Annotated in this window: 17 protein-coding genes and 1 tRNA gene; 15 read left to right on the top strand and 3 right to left on the bottom strand. The window is 58.2% G+C overall.

The genetic code is table 11. The features are described 5' to 3' along the window. Positions 1-49: 49 nt before the first annotated feature. The 6 genes from ilvN to ilvB all read left to right on the top strand — a co-directional run bounded on the left by ilvN (position 50) and on the right by ilvB (position 6,190). The gene (gene ilvN, locus QZ177_RS02435; RefSeq protein ID WP_006192239.1) at positions 50-580 is read left to right on the top strand and encodes an acetolactate synthase small subunit; all 531 of its coding nucleotides are present in this window, start codon (positions 50-52) and stop codon (positions 578-580) included. Beyond that, positions 561-1,574 (top strand): ketol-acid reductoisomerase, encoded by a 1,014-nt coding sequence (gene ilvC / locus QZ177_RS02430; protein ID WP_294175409.1) that lies wholly within the window; start codon positions 561-563, stop codon positions 1,572-1,574. The genes ilvN and ilvC overlap by 20 nt, the downstream gene beginning before the upstream one ends. Before the next feature lie 101 nt (positions 1,575-1,675). Beyond that, the gene (leuC, locus tag QZ177_RS02425; RefSeq protein ID WP_006192241.1) at positions 1,676-2,938 is read left to right on the top strand and encodes a 3-isopropylmalate dehydratase large subunit; all 1,263 of its coding nucleotides are present in this window, start codon (positions 1,676-1,678) and stop codon (positions 2,936-2,938) included. 1 nt (position 2,939) lies between these two features. Then, the gene (locus QZ177_RS02420) at positions 2,940-3,434 is read left to right on the top strand and encodes a 3-isopropylmalate dehydratase small subunit (RefSeq protein ID WP_294175408.1); all 495 of its coding nucleotides are present in this window, start codon (positions 2,940-2,942) and stop codon (positions 3,432-3,434) included. Continuing rightward, complete coding sequence (gene leuB / locus QZ177_RS02415; RefSeq protein ID WP_294175407.1) at positions 3,434-4,501, top strand: 3-isopropylmalate dehydrogenase; 1,068 nt, start codon at positions 3,434-3,436, stop codon at positions 4,499-4,501. Before QZ177_RS02420 ends, leuB begins: the two co-directional genes overlap by 1 nt. 27 nt (positions 4,502-4,528) lie before the next feature. After that, positions 4,529-6,190, top strand: coding sequence for a biosynthetic-type acetolactate synthase large subunit (gene ilvB, locus QZ177_RS02410; RefSeq protein WP_294175406.1), 1,662 nt, complete (start codon positions 4,529-4,531; stop codon positions 6,188-6,190). Positions 6,191-6,533: 343 nt separating this feature from the next. On the opposite strand, the gene QZ177_RS02405 is transcribed toward ilvB, so the two are convergent. The 3 genes from QZ177_RS02405 to dat form a co-directional block, all read right to left on the bottom strand. Further along, positions 6,534-6,610 (bottom strand) — tRNA-Pro (locus QZ177_RS02405). A 206-nt stretch (positions 6,611-6,816) separates the two neighbouring features. After that, positions 6,817-8,211, bottom strand: coding sequence for a pyruvate carboxylase subunit B (locus tag QZ177_RS02400; protein ID WP_009646254.1), 1,395 nt, complete (start codon positions 8,209-8,211; stop codon positions 6,817-6,819). Between the two features lie 188 nt (positions 8,212-8,399). Beyond that, positions 8,400-9,260, bottom strand: a complete 861-nt coding sequence (gene dat / locus QZ177_RS02395; RefSeq protein WP_294175405.1) for a D-amino-acid transaminase — start codon at positions 9,258-9,260, stop codon at positions 8,400-8,402. A 213-nt stretch (positions 9,261-9,473) separates the two neighbouring features. Between dat and QZ177_RS02390 the strand changes: the two genes are divergently transcribed. The 9 genes from QZ177_RS02390 to rpoC all read left to right on the top strand — a co-directional run bounded on the left by QZ177_RS02390 (position 9,474) and on the right by rpoC (position 22,815). After that, entirely contained in the window at positions 9,474-9,743 is a 270-nt protein-coding gene (locus QZ177_RS02390; protein ID WP_006190881.1) for an ACT domain-containing protein, read from the top strand. 41 nt (positions 9,744-9,784) lie between these two features. Beyond that, positions 9,785-11,146, top strand: a complete 1,362-nt coding sequence (locus QZ177_RS02385; protein ID WP_265071632.1) for a PFL family protein — start codon at positions 9,785-9,787, stop codon at positions 11,144-11,146. Between the two features lie 7 nt (positions 11,147-11,153). Next, positions 11,154-11,783 carry an endonuclease III gene (nth, locus tag QZ177_RS02380; RefSeq protein WP_294175404.1) on the top strand — a complete coding sequence of 210 codons (630 nt, stop codon included), beginning with the start codon at positions 11,154-11,156 and terminating at the stop codon, positions 11,781-11,783. Positions 11,784-11,804: 21 nt separating this feature from the next. Then, entirely contained in the window at positions 11,805-12,278 is a 474-nt protein-coding gene (locus tag QZ177_RS02375) for an N-acetyltransferase (RefSeq protein WP_006190875.1), read from the top strand. Between the two features lie 19 nt (positions 12,279-12,297). Further along, complete coding sequence (aroF, locus tag QZ177_RS02370; protein ID WP_294175403.1) at positions 12,298-13,311, top strand: 3-deoxy-7-phosphoheptulonate synthase; 1,014 nt, start codon at positions 12,298-12,300, stop codon at positions 13,309-13,311. Beyond that, positions 13,308-14,195: a prephenate dehydrogenase/arogenate dehydrogenase family protein gene (locus tag QZ177_RS02365; RefSeq protein WP_294175402.1), complete on the top strand. Its 888-nt coding sequence runs from the start codon at positions 13,308-13,310 to the stop codon at positions 14,193-14,195. The genes aroF and QZ177_RS02365 overlap by 4 nt, the downstream gene beginning before the upstream one ends. A gap of 15 nt (positions 14,196-14,210) precedes the next feature. Next, positions 14,211-14,648: a UPF0158 family protein gene (locus tag QZ177_RS02360; RefSeq protein ID WP_265071628.1), complete on the top strand. Its 438-nt coding sequence runs from the start codon at positions 14,211-14,213 to the stop codon at positions 14,646-14,648. A gap of 329 nt (positions 14,649-14,977) precedes the next feature. Continuing rightward, a complete protein-coding gene (gene rpoB, locus QZ177_RS02355; protein WP_294175401.1) occupies positions 14,978-18,715 on the top strand; it encodes a DNA-directed RNA polymerase subunit beta in 3,738 nt (1,245 codons plus the stop codon). A gap of 17 nt (positions 18,716-18,732) precedes the next feature. Then, complete coding sequence (gene rpoC, locus QZ177_RS02350; protein WP_294175400.1) at positions 18,733-22,815, top strand: DNA-directed RNA polymerase subunit beta'; 4,083 nt, start codon at positions 18,733-18,735, stop codon at positions 22,813-22,815. Positions 22,816-22,837 lie beyond the last annotated feature (22 nt).

Here is a 22,837-nt window from a genome sequence, read left to right as displayed (position 1 = left end):
CATAATGTATACATGTTTACACTAGGGTTATGCGTTGGGAGGATTTCAGATGCGACATGTGCTTTCCATACTCGTGAGGAATCAGTCCGGCGTACTTGTCCGTGTTGCAAGCATGTTTTCGCGGCGGGAGTTCAATATCGACAGCCTGTCTGTCGGTGTGACGGAGACCGCGGAGTTTTCCAGGATCACCGTCGTCGTGCATGGCGATGAGGAGCTGATCGACCAGATGATGAAGCAGCTCGAAAAGCTGCCCGATGTCGTCGAGGTGCAGGCGCTCCTTTCCGCCGCCTCAGTTTTCCGCGGCATGACGCTCATCAAGGTCAGGGCAGACGACACGAATCGTCTCGACGTGCTCAAGATGGCGGAGATTTTTCGCGCACGCGTCGTCGATGTGCAGCCGACAACCTTGATTTTTGAAATCACGGGAGATGATGCGAAGGTCACGGCATTCCTGCAGCTTCTTTCGCCCTACGGCATCCTGGAAACGATCCGCACGGGTCTCATCGCTCTCGAACGCGGTGAGCATACCATTTATCAAGATTGTGAGGAGAGAGAGTATTATGGCAAAAACTTATTATGATCAGGACGCGAACTGGGAGGTCATGAAGGGCAAGACCGTTGCCATCATCGGCTACGGTAGCCAGGGACATGCACATGCGCTGAACCTCAAGGAGAGCGGCGTCAACGTCGTCGTCGGCCTTTACGAGGGATCGAAGTCCAAGGCTGCTGCCGAGTCCCATGGTCTCAAGGTTCTGACGGTCGCCGAGGCGGTCAAGCAGGCGGACATCACGATGGTTCTGATCCCGGATGAGAAGCAGGCGGACGTCTACAAGGAAGAGATTGGTCCCAACCTCAAGCCAGGCAGTGCTCTCGCCTTCGCGCATGGTTTCAATATCCACTTCAAGCAGATCGTTCCTCCGGCTGGCATTGACGTTTTCATGGTTGCACCGAAGGGCCCCGGTCATCTCGTTCGCCGCACCTTCGAGGAAGGGTCGGGCGTTCCGGCGGTCTTTGCTGTTGAGAAGGATGAGACGGGCAAGTGCTTTGACATTGCACTCGCTTATGCGCGCGGGCTTGGTGCAACGCGTTCCGGAGTCCTTCAGACGACGTTCCGCGATGAGACGGAAGAGGATCTTTTTGGTGAGCAGTGCGTGCTCATGGGCGGCGTATGCCAGCTCATGCAGACGGGCTTTGAGGTTCTTGTTGAGGCAGGCTATCCGCCCGAGATGGCATATTTTGAGTGCTTCCACGAGATGAAGCTCATCGTTGACCTCTGCTATGAGGGCGGCATGACGAAGATGCGTCAGTCCTGCTCCGACACGGCTGAGTACGGCGACTACATGATCGGACCGCGCATCATCACGGAAGAAACGAAGAAGGAAATGAAGAAGGTTCTGAAGGAGATTCAGGACGGCACGTTTGCCCGCAATTGGCTGTTGGAGAACCGTGCCGCTGGTCGCGCGAACTTCCTCGCACAGCGTCGTCTTCATCAGGAGCATCCGATCGAGAAGGTCGGCGCAGAGCTCCGCAACATGATGCCTTGGCTTCGTGACAAGAAAGAGCTGAAGTTCTGATTTGAGCAACAACAAACGTTGAATCTTGGAACGGCTTACACTCCTTTATGGTATAATGAGGTGTAAGCCGTTTTCTTTCGACTTATCCAGGAGGAAATTTCATGGGAATGAATATGACGGAGAAGATTCTCGCGCGTCATGCAGGACTTTCGCATGTCGAGCCAGGACAGCTGATTACCTGTCAGCTTGACATGGTGCTCGCGAATGACATCACGGCGCCGCCGTCGATCAAGGAGTTCGAACGCATCGGCCGCCCTGTGTTCGATAACGAGAAGATTGCGCTCGTGCCCGATCACTTCCAGCCGGCGAAGGACATCAAGGCGGCGGGACTCGGCAAGATCGTGCGTGACTTCGCGAAAAAGCACAAGATCAAGAATTATTTTGAGATCGGTCGCGTGGGCATTGAGCATGTCATCCTGCCTGAGTTCGGTCTTGTGGGACCGGGCATGCTGACGATCGGCGCGGACTCGCATACCTGTACGTATGGCGCATTGAACGGCTTTTCGACGGGCGTCGGCACGACCGATCTCGCCGTCGGCATGGCGACGGGGCGGGCTTGGTTCAAAGTGCCCGAGACGATCGAGGTGCATCTGACGGGAGAGAAGCCTGCCGATGTCAATGGCAAGGACGTGATCCTAACGCTCATCGGCATGATTGGTGTCGACGGCGCACTCTACAAGTCACTGGAATTCACGGGCGAAGGAGTCGCCGCACTGACGATGACGGATCGTTTGACGATTGCCAACATGGCGATTGAAGCGGGTGCGAAAAACGGCATCTTCCCGTTCGATGAAAAGACGAAGGAGTACGTTGAAGGCCGCGTCAAAGGCGCGTATGAGCCTGTGACCTCGGACGCTGATGCGAAGTATTGCCGCACCGTCGAAATTGACCTCTCATCTCTGCGTCCCGTCGTTGCTTTCCCGCATCTGCCGGGCAACACGAAGCGCGTCATGGACATCGCTGAGCCGATCAAGATCGATCAGGTGGTCATCGGCTCCTGTACGAACGGGCGCTTGGAAGACCTTGAGATTTCCGCAGGGCTATTGAAGGGGCACGAGGTGCATCCCGATGTGCGCTGCATCGTGATTCCGGGCAGTCAGGCGGTTTATCAGGAGGCGATGCACCTCGGCTACATCGACGTCTTCATCGATGCGGGCTGCGCCGTCGCTGCGCCGACGTGCGGTCCTTGCCTCGGCGGCTATATGGGTATCTTGACGGCGGGCGAGCGCTGCGTTTCTACGACGAACCGCAATTTCCGCGGGCGCATGGGGCATGTCGACAGCGAGGTCTATCTGGCAGGCCCGCATGTGGCGGCTGCGAGTGCCATCTTGGGCAGGATCGCCGCGCCGGAGGAGGTAAAGTGAGATGAGTTTGCAAGGAAAAGTCTGGCGCTACGGCGACAATATCGATACGGACGTCATCATTCCCGCGCGCTATCTGAACAGCTTCGACCCGAAGGAGCTGGCGGAGCACTGCATGGTTGACATTGATGAGAGTTTCGCGAAAAACGTGCAGGAAGGCGACATCATGGTCGGCGGCAAGAATTTCGGCTGCGGTTCGTCGCGCGAGCACGCGCCCGTCGCCATCAAGGCCTCAGGGATCCCCGTGATCATCGCGGCAGATTTCGCGCGCATCTTCTATCGCAACGGCATCAACATCGGCTTGCCGCTCCTGGAAATCGGCGATGATGTGGAGAAGATCAGCGCGGGCGACGAGCTGCGCGTCGATACGGAAACGGGAAAGATCGAGAATCTCACGACGGGCGACATCTTTCAGGCGCATCCTCTGCCGGGATTCGTGCAGGAGATTGCCGAAGCAGGCGGCCTGATCAATTACATCAAGGAAAAGGGGGCGCTCTGATGGAAAAGAAGATCGTGGTGATACCGGGCGACGGCATCGGCAGGGAAATCACGGATGCAGCTGTCGCCGTGCTGAAAAAGACAGCGGAAAAGTTCCATCTGGCACTTTCCTATGAGGAGCATGATGCGGGCGGCACGGCTTACGACAAGTGTGGCACGCCGCTGCCGGAAGCGACGCTTGCCGCCGCGCAGGCGGCGGATGGCGTGCTCTTCGGCGCTGTCGGCGGCGACAAGTGGGATGCGGTAGAGCCTGCTCTGCGCCCTGAAAAGGCGATCTTGGGTCTTCGGAAAGGTCTCGGCCTTTACGCAAACCTGCGTCCCGTGAAGGTCGCTGATGCACTCGTCGAGTATTCACCGCTGAAGCCCGAGCTTGTCAAGGGTGCTGACCTCGTCATCGTGCGCGAGCTGATCGGCGGCATCTACTTCGGAGAGAAGTGCGAATCGGAAATCAAGGACGGCCACGAGAGGGCATGGGATCTCGAAAACTATTCCGTACCTGAAGTCGAGCGCATCGCAAAGCTCGCATTCGAGACGGCGAAGCTGCGCCGCAGCCATGTCACGAGCGTTGACAAGGCGAACGTGCTCGCGACCTCGCGCCTCTGGCGGCGCACGGTGGCTGAGGTCGCGAAGGACTACGCGGATGTTGAGCTTACGAATCTCTATGTCGACAACTGTGCCATGCAGCTTGCCGTGCGTCCGACGCAGTTCGACGTCATCGTCACGGGCAATCTTTTCGGCGACATTCTGTCGGACGAGGCGGCGGTCGTCGGCGGCTCCATCGGCATGATGCCGTCGGCGAGCATCGGCGAAAAGACGAGCCTCTTCGAGCCGATTCACGGCTCTGCACCCGATATTGCGGGCAAGGGCATCGCCAATCCCGTCGGCACGATTCTCTCGGCGGCGATGCTGCTGCGCTATGCGCTCGCCGAAGAAGAAGCGGCGCAGGCGATTGAAACGGCCGTCGATGCGGCGCTCGCCGATGGCTGGCGCACGGCAGACCTCTGGAAGGACGGTTTCAAGAAGGCAACCACCGAGCAGATGGCAGAAGCGGTGCTCGCGCACATATAAGCGCGGGCAGGAAAGGAGAGGCTTTGCATGAGAGGCGCGAAAGCAGTTGTCGAATGTCTGAAGGAGCAGGGCGTCGACACGATCTTCGGCTATCCGGGCGGCATGAACTTGCCGCTCTACGATGCGCTTTACGATGAAAGAAATATTCGTCAGATCGTCACCTCGCACGAGCAGTGCGCAGCGCATGCCGCCGACGGCTATGCGCGTGCGACGGGCAAGGTCGGTGTCTGTCTTGCGACATCGGGGCCTGGCGCGACGAATCTCGTGACGGGCATCGCCACGGCGTTCATGGATTCCATCCCCATGGTAGCGATCACGGGGCAGGTCGATACGGGGCTTCTGGGGCGCGACGCCTTTCAGGAAACGGACATCCTCGGCATCACGATGCCCGTGACGAAGCACAATTTCAAGGTCAAGGACGCGGCAAAACTCATACCGACTTTGCGCGAAGCGTTTGACATCGCGCGCAGCGGCAGGCCCGGGCCTGTGCTCGTCGACATTCCGCGCGACCTCTTCTTTGCCGATGTGAAGTATGAAAGCTGCATCTATGAGGAGAAGACGCCCGGAAAGCCCGACGCGGACTTCCTCATTTGTGCGGCGGAGGCGGCGGAAGCGATCCGGCAGGCGCGAAAGCCCGTCATCATCGCGGGCGGCGGCGTCATCTATGCAGGAGCCTCGAAAGAGCTGGCCGCCCTTGCTGAGCACTACGGTATCCCTGTCGTGCAGACCTTGATGGGGCTTGGTTCTCTGCCGCAGTCGCATCCCCTGTGTGTCGGCTTTGCCGGTATGCACGGACATAAGGCGGCAAATCATGCGATTGCCGAGTCCGATGTCGTCATTGCGCTCGGCAGCCGCTTCGGTGACCGCCAGACGGGCAATGTCGTCAAGTACATGAAGGGCACGACGTTCATCCACGTCGACATCGACCCGGCGGAGATCGACAAAAACATTCCAAGCTCCATCGGCCTTGCGGGCGATATGAAGACGATTTTGCATCTCTTGATGAAGCCGGAATCCCTGCATCGTACCGAGGAATGGCTCAAGAGCATCCGCCAATGGCGTACGAAATACGTCTACGACTACGACGCGGGAGATCTGAGCGTGCCGTGGGCAATGCATCATGTAGCGCTCGCTACGGCAGGCAAGCCGTACTCGTTTGCGACCGATGTTGGACAGCATCAGATGTGGGCGGCGCTTCACTTGCGGATCGAAGAGCCGAGATCGTGGCTGACCTCGGGCGGCCTCGGTACGATGGGATTCGGCCTGCCCGCCGCCATGGGGGCGCAGGCCGCCTATGGCAGGAGCCGCCGCGTCATCCACATCGCAGGCGATGGTGGCATGCGCATGACGGGAAACGAGTTGTATACGATCGCGAGGCTCAAGCTTCCCGTGATTTCACTTGTCATGGACAACTGCGCTCTTGGCATGATCCGTCAGCTACAGAAGGTCATGTACAAGGAGCGCTACATCGCCTGCGAGTTGGCACATCCGATGGATTTTGTCGCCTACGCCAAAAGCTTCGGCATAGAAGCCGAAGCCGTGCAGACGCAGGAGGAGTTTATCCGCGCGTTCAGCCGTGCCATGCAAGCCAACGAGCCCCGTGTCATCGTGCTGAAACTTGCGAAGAGCTTCGTCGAGCCGATGATTAAGGGCGGCGCCAGACTCAATGAATTTGTGGAATTTAAATAGAAGAAGCCTCATCCCTTATGCTACACGGGATGAGGCTTTTTTGACTTGATCGAGAAATATTTCGTTTTTACTACTGCTATCTATAATATCAAAGGAGAGAAATATGTACGAGAAGAAGTCTATCTATGTGAAGATTGTACGAGGCATCCCTATGCCGTGTAGTGTAAACTACACGCACAAACGTCCACTTCGCGGACATTGTGCGCCGCCCTTACAGAAGCCTAGCCAATCGGTCTGCACCTTCTGCTTGACCTCTTGGGGCTTCATGGTAAAAAGGGTACGAAAAAGGAGCCGTGACAAAATGCTTTCGCACTATGTCACGACTCCTTCCTTTTCTGAAGAATGGTCGGGATGACAGGATTCGAACCTGCGACCTCATCGTCCCGAACGATGCGCTCTACCAAGCTGAGCCACATCCCGACAACAGTATCTATTATACTATGAGGCTTTAAGAAATGCAATAGGAAATAGGAAAAATTTTAGGGGTAAATTTCCAAGGTGAATTTCTAAAATAAAATCAAAATTGGCAAACAAAAAAGGGGCTGTGACAGAATGTAAGAGCATTCTGCCACAGCCCCTTTTTGTTTGCCTCCCCATAGGAAGGGAGGGTTGCTTACAGTTTTGGCTTATGCCTTGTGGGACATATCGTAAGCGTTCATCGGTGCATAGTGCTTCTTGAAGAACTCTTCTGCGACCTGCGGGAAGAGAGCGTAGGAGAGGATATCCTCTTCCGTCGGGTTGAGGAAGCCCTTTGCCTTCATTTCCTTCTCGAAATCTGCAAGCTTCGGAGCCTTCGCATCCTCGGCAACGATGTCCGTGATGATCTCGCTCTCGGGGATGCCGAGCGTCTTCGTGAGGTACTCGTGGCTGACTTCCACCGGCGGCTTGCCGAACTTGCCGCGTGCGAGGTCTTTGAATTCTTTCGGGACGATCTTGTAGCGCTCGCCCGTCATGACATTGAACGTCGCCATCGTGCCGACGATCTGGCTGGACGGCGTAACGAGCGGCGGATAGCCGACATCGGCGCGCACGCGCGGCATCTCGTCGAGGAGATCCTGGAACTTGTCTTCCATGCCCTGTTCCTTGAGCTGGTTCGCAAGGTTCGAGAGCATGCCGCCCGGAATCTGGAAGTCGATGACGTTCGGGTTGACGTCGAAGTAGCCCTTGAGGTTGAACTCCTTGATGAGATCCTGCTTGACCTGCAGGAAGTGCTTGGCGATCGGCGTCATGGCCTGACGGTCGAGACCCGTGTCATACGGCGTGCCTTCGAGAGCGGCGACCATCGTCTCCGTGCAGGGCTGGGACGTATCGAGAGCGAACGGCGAGAGCGCGCAGTCAACGGTGTCGACGCCAGCCTCGATCGCCTTGAGGTACGTCATGCTGCCGAAGCCGGACGTATAATGCGTGTGGAGCTGGATGGGGATGTCGAGCGCAGCCTTGAGCTTCTTCACGAGGTCTTCTGCGACATACGGCTTCAGAAGGCCGGACATGTCCTTGATGCAGACGGAATGGCAGCCCATTTCCTGCAGTTTCTTGGAAAGGTCGACGAAGACTTCGTTCGTATGATAGGGGCTGAGCGTGTAGACGAGGCAGCCCTGTACATGCGGCTTTTCCTTGCAGCCGAGAGCAGCGTTGATCGCCGTCTTGAGGTTGCGAACGTCGTTCAGCGCATCGAAGATGCGGAATACGCCCATGCCGTGCTCGGAAGCCTTCTCGACGAACTTCTTGACGACATCGTCCGAATAGTGGTTGTAGCCAAGGAGGTTCTGACCGCGAAGCAGCATCTGGATCGGGGTCTTGAGACGAGCCTTGAGCTTGTCGAGCCTCTCCCACGGATCTTCGTCGAGGAAGCGGAGGCACGTATCAAAGGTCGCACCGCCCCAAGCTTCCAACGAGTTGTAGCCGATCTTGTCGAGCGCTGCAAGCATGGGCTCCATCTGGGAGTAATGCATGCGCGTCGCACACAGGGACTGATGCCCGTCGCGAAGTACTGTTTCGGTGATCTTTACCTTTTTTGCCATAAAAAAACACACTCCTTCGGGTTATACTACCATAAACATGATGTATTTGCTTCACTACAAGTATAGGTACTATTTTGGATATTGTCAATGAAAAGTTGCGATTTTTGCAGGTTTTTTCCAATACGCGAAAAATTCTGTAAACACGAGACAAAAACGGCTGATGTACAGCCGTTTTTGTCTCGTGCGCTTCAGTTGAAGCATTCTTTTTTTATCAATCCTTGGAAGGATTCCATGATCTTTTTTGTGATCGCGCCGGGGGCGCCCGCGCCGATCTTCTTGCCGCCAATCTTTATGACGGGTGTGACTTCGAGGCTTGTGCTCGTTTCAAATGCTTCGTCTGCCTTCTGAGCGAACTCCGGCGTGAAGGTCTTTTCGATGACGGTCAGACCGAGCTCCTTGGCGCATTCCTCGACGACGACGGCACGCGTGACGCCCGGCAGTACGAGATGGTCAAGCGGATGCGTCCAGACGACGCCGTCCTTGATGAGGAAGAAGGTGCTGCTCGCGCCCTCGGTGACGAGCCCCGTGTCCTTGCGGTAGAGAAGAGCCTCTTCGCATCCTTCCGCTTTCGCCTTTTCCTTGGCAAAGACGGCGCCGAGAAGGTTCAGAGACTTGATGTCGCAGCGCAGCCAGCGGATGTCTTCGGCGAGCGTGAGAGAGATGCCGCGTTCCTGCTGCTCACGGTTCGGCGTGCTCTCGCGGATCGTCATCGAGAGGTTCGGCGTGGCACGACCGGGGAAGGGGAAGGCGCGCGCTGCCGTGCCGCGCGTGACTTGGAAGTAGATCGCGCCGCTCTTGATGCCGCTCTTTTCGATGAGGTCGTTGTGAATGGCGGTGAGTTCTTCGTCCATATAGGTGATGGGGATGTGCATCTCGCGCATGGAGCGGCGGAAGCGTGCGAGGTGGCGGTCGAAGGCGAAGAGCTTGCCGTTGTAGACGTGCGTGACCTCGTAGATGCCGTCGCCGAACTGATAGCCGCGGTCCTCGATGTCGACCTGCGCCTCGCCCGGTGCATAGAAATGATCGTTGAAAAAGCTAAGTTCCCTCAAAAGAATGGCCTCCTTGATGATGTAAGAATGAATTTTTGCATTGTGTCAGGAAATGCTCCTCTCATTATAACGGAAACGGATGCAAAAAACAATTTGGGAGACGCGCCCTCTTGGATTTTCAGCATTTGACTGATATAATGAAAAAACATAGCATTTCAAACAGAAAACTGCGGCAGTGCATATCGCATTGTCGGAAAGAATGAGGGGTTGTAAATGAAAATCGTGGTTACGATCGTCGGCAAGGACAGTGTGGGCATCATCGCGGCAGTCAGCACGCTCTTGGCTGAAAACGGCGTCAACATTCTGAGTATCAACCAGAACATCATGGACGGCTTTTTTAATATGGTCATGATCGCTGATATGGCGGGCAGCAAGATCGAGCTCGCTGCTGTGCGGCAGCTTTTGCAGGAGAAGGGCGAAGCGCTCGGCGTCGAGATCAAGACGCAGCATGAGGATATTTTCAACGCGATGCACAAGGTTTGAGGACTTGGACGGTTTTTTAGCATGCTGCAGGAGGTCTTTCTGTGATTACCATTGACGATATATTAGAAACAAACCGCATGATTACGGAGAACAAGCTCGACGTGCGCACGATCACGATGGGCATTTCGCTCCGCGACTGCGCGCATCCGAACATCGAGCAGTTCTGCCGCAACGTCTACGACAAGGTCACGAAATCGGCGGAATTCCTTGTGCAAACAGGCAAGGACATCGAGGCGGAGTACGGCATCCCCATCATCAACAAGCGCGTTTCCGTCACGCCGATCGCCATCGCGGCGGACGCCTGCAAGACGGATTCCTACGTTCCCGTAGCCGAAGCGCTCGATCGTGCGGCGAAGGAGATCGGCATCAACTTCATCGGCGGTTTTTCCGCGCTCGTGGAAAAGGGATATACGCACGGCGATCAGGTGCTCATCTCGTCCATCCCGCAGGCGCTTTCTTCAACAGATCTCGTCTGTTCCTCGGTCAACGTCGGTTCGACGAAGGCGGGCATCAACATGGACTGCGTGCGCGAGATGGGCGAGGTCATCAAGCGTACGGCGGAACTGACGCGCGATCAGGCGGCCATCGGCTGCGCGAAGCTCGTCGTTTTCTGCAATGCACCGGGGGACAATCCCTTCATGGCGGGCGCTTTCCACGGCGTTTCCGAGGCGGATAAGGTCGTGAGCGTCGGCGTCAGCGGGCCGGGCGTCGTGAAGCGCGCCTTGGAGGACATCAAGGGCGCTGATTTCTCCGAGGTGGCGGAGATGATCAAGCGCACGGCGTTCAAGATCACGCGCGTCGGACAGCTCGTGGCACGCGAGGCGTCGAAGCGGCTCGGCGTGCCCTTCGGCATCATCGACCTCTCGCTTGCACCGACGTCGGCAGTCGGCGACAGCGTCGCGCACATCTTAGAGGAGATGGGACTCGAAAGCTGCGGTGCTCCCGGCACGACAGCAGCGCTCGCGCTCTTAAACGATGCGGTCAAGAAGGGCGGCCTCATGGCATCTTCGCATGTAGGCGGTCTGTCGGGCGCGTTCATTCCTGTCAGCGAGGATGCGGGCATGATCGACGCTGTGGCACGCGGCAGTCTCTCGCTGGAAAAGCTTGAAGCGATGACGTGCGTCTGCTCCGTCGGCCTCGACATGATCGCGGTCGCGGGCGATACGTCGGCGGCAACAATTTCGGGAATCATCGCGGACGAGGCGGCGATCGGCATGATCAACAACAAGACGACGGCGGTGCGCATCATCCCCGTGCCCGGAAAGAAGGTTGGCGACGAGGTGGAGTGGGGAGGCCTCTTGGGGCGCTGCCCGATCATGCCCGTTAAGGACGCCTTCAGCTCGGAGGCTTTCGTCGCGCGCGGCGGACGAATCCCGGCGCCCGTGCGCAGTCTGACGAACTGAGGGCGCGATGCGAGTCACGAAGAAGATACGCGAAAAGCAGCTGGAAATCCTCGAAGAGACGTACCGCGGCGCCAAGCCTGAGCTGCATTTCAGCAATCCTTTCGAGCTGCTGATCGCCGTCATCCTGTCGGCGCAGTGCACGGACAAGCGCGTGAACATCACGACGGCGCGGCTCTTCAAGAAGGCGGCGACGCCTGCGGCCATCGTCGCCTTGGGGATTTCGGGGCTTGAAGAGGAAATAAAGGACTGCGGACTTTTCCGCAACAAGGCGAAGAATATCATGGCGACGTGCCGCACGCTCGTCGAGGAGTTCGGCGGCGAGGTGCCGTCCGACTACGATACGCTCCTCAAATTGCCGGGCGTCGGCAGGAAGACGGCGAACGTCGTGACGAGCGTCGCTTTCGGCCGCCCCGCCATCGCCGTCGATACGCACGTTTTTCGCATAGCGAACCGCTTGAAGCTCGCTGTGGGCGAGACGCCGCTCGCGGTGGAGAAGGGGCTGATGAAGGCGATTCCGCGCGAAAAGTGGAGTGCGGCGCACCACTGGCTCATCTACCACGGCAGGCGCATATGCAAGGCGAATCGCCCGCTCTGCGGCGAGTGTCCGCTCGCGGATGTCTGCCCAAGCCGTGAGTGAGCAGCGAATGGGGGAAAGATTTTGAAGTACAGAAAGGCCGTGTTCGCTGATGTGGAGAGCATCTTTCATCTCGTGAACGACTATGCGGCGGACGGCGCGATGCTCGCACGTTCGCGCAACACCCTCTACGAGACGCTGCGCGATATGATCGTTGCCGAAGATGATGAGGGCAAGATCGTCGGCGTCGGCGGCCTGCACATGATGTGGGACGGCCTCGCAGAGGTTCGCACGATGGCGGTCGACCCTGCGCTTGCACGCTGCGGCATCGGATCGGAAATCGTGCATCGGCTCATGGAGGAAGGGCGTGCACTCGGCGTGCGGCGATTCTTCACATTGACGTACAAGCCGGGCTTCTTCAAGACGCTCGGTTTCCATATCGTTGCCAAGGAGGAGTTGCCGCAGAAGGTCTGGAAGGAATGCATCGACTGTCCGAAGTTTCCGAACTGTGACGAGATCGCCATGGTGCGGGAGGCTGCGGACGCGAACAGTCATTGATTTTGCAGGAGGTTGTGTCATGATCATTGTAATGAGTCCGACGTCGACAAAGGAAAACCTTGAGAAAGTGGAGCAGAAAATCACGCGAGCCGGTCTCAAGTACCATCTTTCGGAAGGCGATGAACGCACGATCGTCGGCGTGATCGGTGACAAAAAGATCATTGCAGGACTGCAGATGAATTCTCTCGACGGGGTGGAAAAGACGGTGCGCATCACGGAGAAGTACAAACTTGTAAGCCGCGAGTTCAAGCCCGAAGACACCGTCATCGACGTCGGAGGCGTGAAGATCGGCGCGGGGCACTTGACGGTCATGGCGGGACCGTGCGCTGTCGAGAGCATGGAGCAGCTCATGGAAGCGGCCGAGTGCGTGAAGAAGTACGGCGCCAAGTTCCTGCGCGGCGGTGCCTTCAAGCCGCGCACTTCGCCCTATGATTTCCAAGGACTGGCGGAAGAGGGGCTGAAGATGCTGCGCGAGGCGGCGGACAAGACGGGGCTCAAGGTCGTGACGGAGATCGTGAACATCAACGACGTCGAACTGATCACGAAGTATGCCGACATGATCCAGATCGGTGCGCGCAACATGCAGAACTTCCAGCTGCTCAAAGAAGTCGGCAAGGTGCATACGCCTGTACTCTTGAAGCGCGGCCTTTCCGCGACCATCAGCGAGTGGCTCAACGCGGCGGAGTACATCATGGCCGGCGGTAACGACAACGTCGTATTCTGTGAGCGCGGCATACGCACTTACGAGACGTATACGCGCAATACGCTCGATCTGAGCGCCGTCGCTGCCATCAAGGAGATCTCGCACCTGCCGATCATCGTCGACCCGAGCCACGGCACAGGGCGTTGGCAGATGGTGCCCGCGATGGCGCGTGCGGCAATCGCGGCCGGTGCGGACGGTCTCATCATCGAGGTTCATCCGCATCCTGAAGTCGCGCTTTCGGACGGCGACCAGTCCCTGACGCCCGAGAATTTCCAGAAGACGATGGAAGATGTGCGTGACATTGCACGCTTCATGGGGCGCGAGGCATGAAGATGAAACTGGCTATCATCGGCGTCGGACTCATCGGCGGCTCTTTGGGACTTTGCTTAAAGGAGAAGCTCGGAGCGGACATCTTCATCACGGGACTCTGCCGCACGCAGAAGTCCATGGATCTTGCCGTAAAGCGCGGCGCTGTCGACATGGCGTCGCCCGACGTTCGTGAAGTCGTCGAGGGTGCTGACATCGTGTTTCTGGCGACGCCCGTGCTGCAGATGACGCCGATGCTGGAACGAATCGTGCCGTATCTCAAGAAAGGCGCGATCTTGACGGATGCGGGAAGCACGAAGGCATATCTTTGGCAGCACATCCAGGGCATTCTGCCCGCGGGCGTCCACTACATCGCGGGCCATCCGATGACGGGGCGCGAGAAGAGCGGCGTCGAGGCGGCGTCCGCCGACCTCTTCCGGCACAAGGCTTACGTCATCGTCGAGGATACGGGAGCGCCGCCCGAGGCGCACGAGAAATTGATGTCGGTGCTTTCGAATACGGAGGCGAACTTCCTGCGCCTCGATATACAAAAGCATGATCGCTGCGCTTCAATCATCAGCCATGTGCCGCATGTGACGGCAGCGGCACTTGTGACGCTCCTCAACCAGAGCGAAGGCGACATGGAATCGTGCCTGAAGCTCGCAGGTGGCGGCTTCAAGGATACGACACGCATCGCATCTTCGAACGCCGATATGTGGGCGGATATCTGCATGACGAACCGAGAGGCAATCACGGGTCACTTGCGCGATCTGCAGGCGATCCTCGGAACGGTCATCGCTTCCATCGAAGCGGGCGATCGTGAAGCCGTGCATCGCTACTTTGCCGCGAGCAAGGAGCGGCGTGACGCTATCCTCGACCGCACGGAAAAGATGTACGATCTCGTATGACGGGGAGGGACATTGTTGGAAATCTCTTTGCAGGAGCTGGCCGCTGCACTGGAAAAGACAGATGTATTGCAGGGCTATGCCGATACGCGTGATGGGCGCATCATCTTGATGGGAGAAGACGAATCCGACGCGCGAGCCGAAGCGACGTCTCGGGAGGAAGTGCGCATGGAACGGCTGCTTTCCATTGAGGAGGATTGGCAGCGCTATGTGCCGCTGCCCGACATCTACGATGCAGAGATTCGCTCCATCATGCAGACTTTTGCAGAAAAGGTGCCTCAGGAGGCGCGTGTTGCCCTTGAGGAAACCCTGCGCGGCGCTTCTGCCCGGCTGCGCTTTCGACGTGCGGTGCAGAGCCTTTCCTTGGCGGCGGCCTGGCAGGCACATCTTTCGTCGAGTCTTCTCGCGCTTGCGCGTGATTGGTGCGAGGAGAATGCGATCGCCTATCGTGAATAAATCTGTGAAAAATTTTCTTAAGGGAGAAAAGACCCATTGAATATTGGATAATCCCATGCTAGAATCACTTATTACAGCGTGTATGTTATTCCAACTATGCGCATTTGCGCGTTTAACGCATTGTTGGACGCATGAGAACTGAATAAACGTAAAGGAATCGCTGCATTTATCAGCGCTTCCCGAATGATAGCGAGCAAGATGGGAGAGAGCGGACAAGGTATCAAGCGACAGTTTTATGCCTTGTCTTTTTTTGGCTTTCCTGTCCTTCGTTGTCTTTTTTGCGTGCTTTTGGTTATAGACCGATATTTGGCTAAGGGGTGAGGGATTTAATGTTTAGTCCTGTGCCGGTGGGCAAGAGAAACAGGTATACCTATGCAAGGATCAAGGAAGTCATGGATATGCCGCATCTTTTGGATATTCAGAGGAACTCCTACGAATGGTTCTTGAAGGAGGGCCTGCGGGAGATCTTCCAGGATATTTCACCGATTCAAGATTTTACTGGAAATCTTGTGCTGTCCTTTGAAGACTTCTCGCTCGGCGAGCCGAAGTACGAGCTTGATGAGTGCAAGGAGAGGGACGTTACGCTCGCAGCGCCGCTGCGCGTCAACGTGCGCCTGATCAATCGCGAGACGGGCGAAATCAAGGAACAGGAAGTGTTCATGGGTGATTTCCCGCTCATGACTGATACAGGAACCTTCATCATCAACGGCGCGGAGCGTGTCATCGTCAGCCAGCTCGTGCGTTCGCCGGGCGCTTACTACGGTGAGACGATCGACACCACGGGCAAGAAGCTCTATAACGCGACGATCATTCCGAACCGCGGCGCGTGGATTGAGCTGGAAACGGATGCGAACGACGTCATTTCCGTACGCATCGACCGCACGAGGAAACTGCCCGTGACCATCCTTGTGCGTGCGCTCGGCTACAGCTCCAACAGTGCGATCGCCGAGCTGTTCAACTACGATGAGCGCATCCAGGCAACGCTGGAGCGCGACGGCGCAAGCTCCAAGGAGGAGGCTCTCGTCGAGATCTACAAGCGTCTGCGCCCCGGCGAGCCGCCTACGGTCGACAATGCGCAGCAGCTCCTCGACAGCCTTTTCTTCGATCCCAAGCGCTACGATCTCGCGATGGTCGGTCGCTACAAGCTGACGAAGAAGCTGGGCTGGAAGCGCCGCATTCTCGGCAGGGTGCTCGCGCAGCCCATCGTGGACAAGGATACGGGCGAGGTCGTCGTGCCGGCTGACGTCGCCGTCGACGAGGCGATGCTTGAAAACATCACAGCGGAGCAGGAGGATGCGCTTTTCGGCGAGGATAAGCCCGCCGTCTTTTTTGCGCGCACGCAGACGGGCGACGGCAAGAGCATGAAGGTTTTGTGCTCGCGCACGCTTCCTTACAATCATCGCACGATCACGTGCAACGACGTCATGGCGTCCATCAACTATCTGCTGAACCTCATGGACGGCGTCGGTACGACGGACGACATCGATCATCTGGGCAATCGCCGCGTGCGCTCCGTCGGCGAACTTTTGCAGAACCAGTTCCGCATTGGCCTTTCGCGCATGGAGCGCGTGGTCAAGGAACGCATGACGATCCAGGATATCGACGTCATCACGCCGCAGGCGCTCATCAACATTCGTCCTGTCGTCGCGGCAATCAAGGAGTTCTTTGGCTCGTCTCAGCTCTCGCAGTTCATGGATCAGCACAATCCGCTGTCGGAACTTACGCACAAGCGCCGCCTCTCAGCGCTCGGCCCCGGCGGTCTGTCGCGCGAGCGCGCAGGCTTCGAGGTGCGAGACGTCCACAACTCCCACTATGGACGCATGTGCCCGATCGAGACGCCGGAAGGTCCGAACATTGGCCTCATTGGTTCGCTGTCGAACTACGCGCGCGTCAACCAGTTCGGCTTCATGGAGACGCCGTACCGCAAGGTGGACAAGGCGGCGCACCGCGTGACGGACGATGTGCGCTACCTGACGGCAGACGAGGAGAACAAGATCGTCATCGCGCAGGCGAACGAACCGCTCGACGAAAACGGCTGGTTTGTCAACGAGCGCGTCACGGCGCGTTACAATGAGGAGACGGTTCTCGTGGCGCGCGATCGCGTCGACTACATGGACGTTTCACCGAAGCAGGTCGTCTCCATCGCCACGGCGATGATTCCGTTCCTCGAAAACGACGATGCGAACCGCGCCCTAATGGGAGCGAACATGCAGCGTCAGGCCGTGCCGCTTCTGCGCACGCAGGCGCCTCTCGTCGGCACGGGCATGGAGTACAAGGCGGCGTGCGACTCGGGCGTCATGATTCTCGCGAAGCGTGCGGGCGTCATCGAGAAGGTCACGGCCGATCAGATTCAGGTGCGCACGCACGAGGGCGATCTCGACATTTACAAACTTCAGAAGTACCAGCGCTCGAACCAGGGCACATGCATCAACCAGGTGCCGATTGTCCATAAGGGCGAGGAGGTCTTCGAGAAGCAGCCGATCGCCGACGGTCCTGCGACGGATCACGGCGAGCTTGCGCTCGGTTACAATATCATCGTTGCCTATATGCCGTGGGAAGGTTACAACTACGAGGATGCCATACTCCTTTCGGAGAACCTTGTAAAGCGCGACCTCTACACATCCATCCACATCGAGGAATACGAATGCGATGCGCGCGATACGAAGCTCGGTTCGGAAGAGATCACGCGCGACATCCCGAACGTTTCGGGCGATGCACTGAAGGATCTCGATGAAAACGGCGTCATTTCCATCGGCGCCGACGTGCTGCCGGGCGACATCCTCGTCGGCAAGGTCACGCCGAAGGGCGAGACGGAGCTGACGGCGGAAGAACGCCTGCTGCGGGCCATATTCGGCGAAAAGGCGCGCGAGGTGCGCGACACATCGCTTCGCGTGCCGCACGGCGAAGCGGGAAAGATCGTCGACGTCAAGTCGTTCAGCCGTGAGAACAACGACGAGCTGCCGCCGGGCGTCAATCATCTCGTGCGCGTCTACATCGCGCAGAAGCGCAAGATCTCGGTCGGTGACAAGATGTCCGGCCGTCACGGCAACAAGGGCGTCGTCTCGCGCATCATGCGTCAGGAGGACATGCCATTCCTGCCGGACGGCACGCCGGTCGATATCGTGCTCAACCCGTTGGGCGTGCCTTCGCGCATGAACATCGGACAGATCCTGGAAACGCATCTGGGCATGGCGGTGCGCGCCCTCGGCATGCAGATCAAGGCGGGTGACCCGACGGTGGGCGAGCGCCTGCGCTCGATCGGCTACGATGTCGAGACGCATGGCGTGCCGAAGCCGGACGTCGCGGGCATCCACATCGCGACGCCCGTCTTCGACGGCGCGGGTGATGCCGAAGTGTTCGGCACGATTCGCGCCGCAGGACTGCCCGAGGATGGCAAGACAATCCTCTACGACGGACGCACGGGAGAGCCGTTTGAAAATCGTGTGACGGTTGGCTGCGTTTACATGCTCAAGCTCCATCATCTCGTCGACGACAAGATTCATGCGCGTTCGACGGGGCCGTACTCGCTCGTCACGCAGCAGCCGTTGGGCGGCAAGGCGCAGTTCGGCGGCCAGCGCTTCGGTGAGATGGAGGTCTGGGCGCTTGAGGCCTACGGCGCGGCGTACACCCTGCAGGAAATCCTCACGGTGAAATCCGACGATGTCGTTGGCCGCGTCAAGACGTACGAGGCCATCGTCAAGGGCGAGAATATCCCGGAACCTGGCGTGCCCGAATCGTTCAAGGTGCTCATCAAGGAACTGCAGAGCATTGGCCTTGACATCAAGGTACTCACGGAAGACGCACAGGAGATCGTCATCCACGACGATGACGACGATATCAATGCGACGGCGCACGAACTCGACCTCGACGTCGCGGGAGTCGCTGCGCAGAAAGATAAGGAACAGCCGCCTGCGGACGCTGAAGCGGGTGAAGAAACCGAGGAAGAATCCTCCGAGGAGTTGAACGGCGATGAGATCATTGCCGATTTCAGCAGTTTCGAGACTATGGGGGAGATGGATGACATCGCGGACGATGTGATGAGCGATGACGATTTCTCGGATAAGTAGAAGGGAGTGAACCCTCGTTGTTGGATGTAAACGAATTTGACTCGATGCGCATCGGTCTGGCATCACCGGACAAGATCCGTGAGTGGTCCTATGGTGAGGTCAAGAAGCCGGAGACGATCAACTACCGCACGCTGAAACCCGAGCGCGACGGGCTCTTCTGCGAGCGCATCTTCGGACCGACGCACGATTGGGAATGCCACTGCGGCAAGTACAAGAGGATTCGCTTCAAGGGCGTCGTCTGCGACCGCTGCGGCGTCGAGGTGACGCGCGCCAAAGTGCGTCGCGAGCGCATGGGCCACATTGAGCTTGCTGCTCCTGTTTCCCATATCTGGTACTTCAAGGGCATACCGAGCCGCATGGGACTCATCTTGGACATTTCCCCGCGCGCGTTGGAAAAGGTTCTCTACTTCGCTTCCTACATCGTCCTTGACCCAGGCGATACGCCGCTCATCAAGAAGCAGCTCTTGACGGAGAGCGAATACCGCGATAACCGCGCCAAGTATGGCAGCGCCTTCCGTGTCGGCATGGGCGCTGAGGCTGTGAAGGAGCTTCTCGTGGAGCTCGATCTCGATAAGATGAACGAGGAGCTCAGGAAAGACTTGCGCGAGGTCAGCGGACAGCGTAAGATTCGCGCGATCCGCCGCCTGGAAGTCGTCGAGGCATTCCGCAAGTCGGGCAATCAGCCCTCATGGATGGTGCTCGACGCCGTTCCCGTCATTCCACCTGAGCTTCGCCCCATGGTGCAGCTCGACGGCGGACGCTTTGCGACGAGTGATTTGAACGATCTCTACCGCCGCGTCATCAACCGCAACAACCGATTGAAGCGTCTCCTCGATCTCGGTGCGCCGGACATCATCGTGCGCAACGAGAAGCGCATGCTGCAGGAAGCCGTCGACGCTTTGATCGACAATGGCCGCCGCGGCCGCCCCGTCACGGGACCGGGCAACCGCCCGCTGAAGTCGCTTTCCGACATGCTCAAGGGCAAGCAGGGACGCTTCCGTCAGAACCTTCTCGGCAAGCGCGTCGACTACTCGGGACGCTCCGTTATTGTCGTCGGCCCTGAGCTAAAGCTCCACCAGTGCGGTTTGCCGAAGGAGATGGCGCTCGAACTCTTCAAGCCTTTCGTCATGAAGCGGCTCGTGAGTTCCGCTCTCGCACAGAACATCAAGAGCGCCAAGCACATGGTTGAGCGCGCACGCCCAGAGGTCTGGGATATGCTTGAAGAGGTCATCAAGGAGCATCCTGTCCTCCTGAACCGTGCTCCGACGTTGCATCGCCTCGGCATCCAGGCATTCGAGCCGGTATTGACGGAAGGCCGTGCGCTGAAGCTTCATCCGCTCGCGTGCACGGCGTACAATGCGGACTTCGACGGCGACCAGATGGCGATTCATCTGCCGCTGTCGGCAGAGGCACAGGCAGAGGCGCGCATCCTCATGCTCGCCGCGAACCACATCCTTGCGCCGAAGGACGGCAGACCGATTATCGTGCCGACGCAGGACATGGTGCTCGGCTCCTACTATCTGACAATCCTGCGTCCTGGCGCCCTAGGCGAAGGCAAGATCGTCACGGGCATCGAGGAAGCGCTTTTGATGTATCAGCATCAGGAGCTTGCGCTGCAGGCGGAGATCCAGGCGCGCATCGAGGGATACGGCCTTGTCAAGACTTCGCTCGGGCGCATGATCTTCAACGAGATCCTGCCGCAGGAGCTTCGCTATTACCACAAGGATGAAGAGACGGGGCAGTGGTGCCTCGGCATCCGTATGGACAAGAAGCAGCTCGGCAAGCTCGTGGCAAACTGCTTCGACCACTTCGGAGCAGCACGTACGGCCGTCGTCATTGACGACGTCAAGAACCTTGGCTATCACTATGCGTGCCTTGCGGGCATGACGGTCGCGATTTCCGACATCATCGTGCCCGAGAAGAAGCAGGACATCCTCGCGGCGACGAAGAAACAGGTCAACGGCATCGAGCGCCAGTTCAGCCGTGGTTTGATCACGGACGAAGAGCGCTACAACAAGGTCATCGCGCTTTGGACGCAGGCGACGGACGATGTGACGGACGCCATGATGGACAACATGGATGCCTTCAACCCCATCTTCATGATGGCGGATTCGGGCGCGCGCGGCAACAAGCAGCAGATGCGTCAGCTCGCCGGCATGCGCGGCCTCATGGCCGACCCGTCGGGCAAGATCATCGACCTGCCGATCACGGCGAACTTCCGCGAGGGTCTTACGGTTTCCGACTACTTCATCTCCTCGCACGGCGCGAGAAAGGGTCTTGCCGATACGGCTCTTCGTACGGCGGACTCGGGCTACCTCACGCGCCGTCTCGTTGATGTCGCACAGGACGTCATCGTGCGCGAGGACGACTGCGATGTGGAGAGCATCAACTTGCTGCGCGAGCGGGCGAGGTTGGCGGAATCGGCGGCGGACGCCATCGAGATCCTCGATGAGCAGCTCGTCGGCCGCCTGACGGCAGCGGACATCATGAGTCCTGCGACGGATGAACTGCTGCTGCCGAAGGACACGGTGCTGACGGAAGGCGATTTGGAACTTCTTGCCGAGGAAGATGTGCATGAGATTGTCCTGCGCGGCTCTTCCCTGACCTCCGAAGCCATCATCAGCAGCACGATGGTCTCGGAGAAGATTGCCCTTGGCGAGCCGGACGAGGCGCGCCGTGCGGAAATCAAGCACGCTATGATTCACGAAATGCTCGGCAAGGAAACGCGCTATGCCGTCACAGACAGCGAAGGCACGGAGATCGTTCCCGCCGCCGTCGATTTGACGGAAGAGCAGATCGAGGCCATCCTTGCGAGCGACGCCAAGGAGCTCAAGGTGCGCAACAACAATGTGCGCGGCATCGAGGTCGAAGCCATCAAGGAAGGCAACGGCATCATTGAGTCGTTGGAGGATCGCATCACAGGCCGCGTGCTGGCAGAGGACATCTTCAATCCCGAGACGGGCGAGAAGGTCGCTTCGCTCAACGATGCGATCGACGAGGCGCTTGCCAAGAAGATTGCGGCGGTGCGCGAGCGCGTGTCCATCCGCAGCGTCTTGACATGCAAATCGCAGTTCGGCGTCTGCGTCAAATGCTACGGACGCGATCTCGCGAACCAGACGGAGGTCGAGGTCGGTGAGGCTGTCGGCACGATTGCCGCGCAGTCGATCGGCGAGCCGGGCACGCAGCTCACGATGCGCACGTTCCATACAGGCGGTGTCGCGGGTGAAGACATTACGCAGGGTCTGCCGCGCGTTGAAGAACTGTTTGAAGCGAGAAAGCCCAAGCACCATGCGATCATTGCTGAGATCGAAGGAACGGTTGAGATCACGGATACGGGCAAGGGCATGAGAAAGCTCCTGATCGTTCCCGAATCGGGCGAATCGCGCGAGTACGCGATTCCCTACGGTGCACGCCTCGCCCTGCACGACGGCGACCATCTCATGCCGGGCGACCGTCTGACGGAAGGATCGATCAATCCGCACGATATCCTGCGCGTCTGCGGTTTGCGCGATACGCAGCGCTACCTCGTCTACGAGGTGCAGAAGGTTTACAAGTCGCAGGGTGTTGAGATCAACGACAAGCACATCGAAGTCATGGTGCGTCAGATGCTGCACAAGGTGAAGATCGAGGAGGCGGGCACGACGAGTTTCCTGCCCGGCGAATACGTCGACATCAACTCCTTTGAAGCGGCGAATGCCGTCGCCATCGAGGCCGACGGCGAGCCTGCTGTCGCGAAGCCGATTCTCCTCGGCATCACGAAGGCGTCGCTCGCGACGGATTCCTTCCTGTCGGCAGCCTCCTTCCAGGAAACGACGCGCGTTCTCACGGACGCTGCCATCAAGGGCAAGGTCGATCCTCTGATCGGTCTGAAAGAGAATGTCATCATCGGCAAGCTGATTCCTGCCGGAACGGGCATGGGACGCTACCGCAACATTGCGGTTGTCGATCCGAATCCGCCCGCGCCTGAGCCGCCCGAAGGCGACGGCGAGGAAATGGCGGCTGAGTCCGAGGAGACGTCGATGGAAGAGCCGACGCTCAATGCGGAAGAAGCTGTCGAAGAGAAGGAAGACAAAGCGACAGAAGAAAATATCAGCGCTTGAGAGCGATTTTCCTGTAAAAAAA

The organism is uncultured Selenomonas sp. (genome assembly GCA_905372355.1).
In the GTDB taxonomy this organism is placed as follows: Bacteria; Bacillota; Negativicutes; order Selenomonadales; family Selenomonadaceae; genus Selenomonas.
This window is presented reverse-complemented; position numbering and strand designations above follow the sequence as displayed.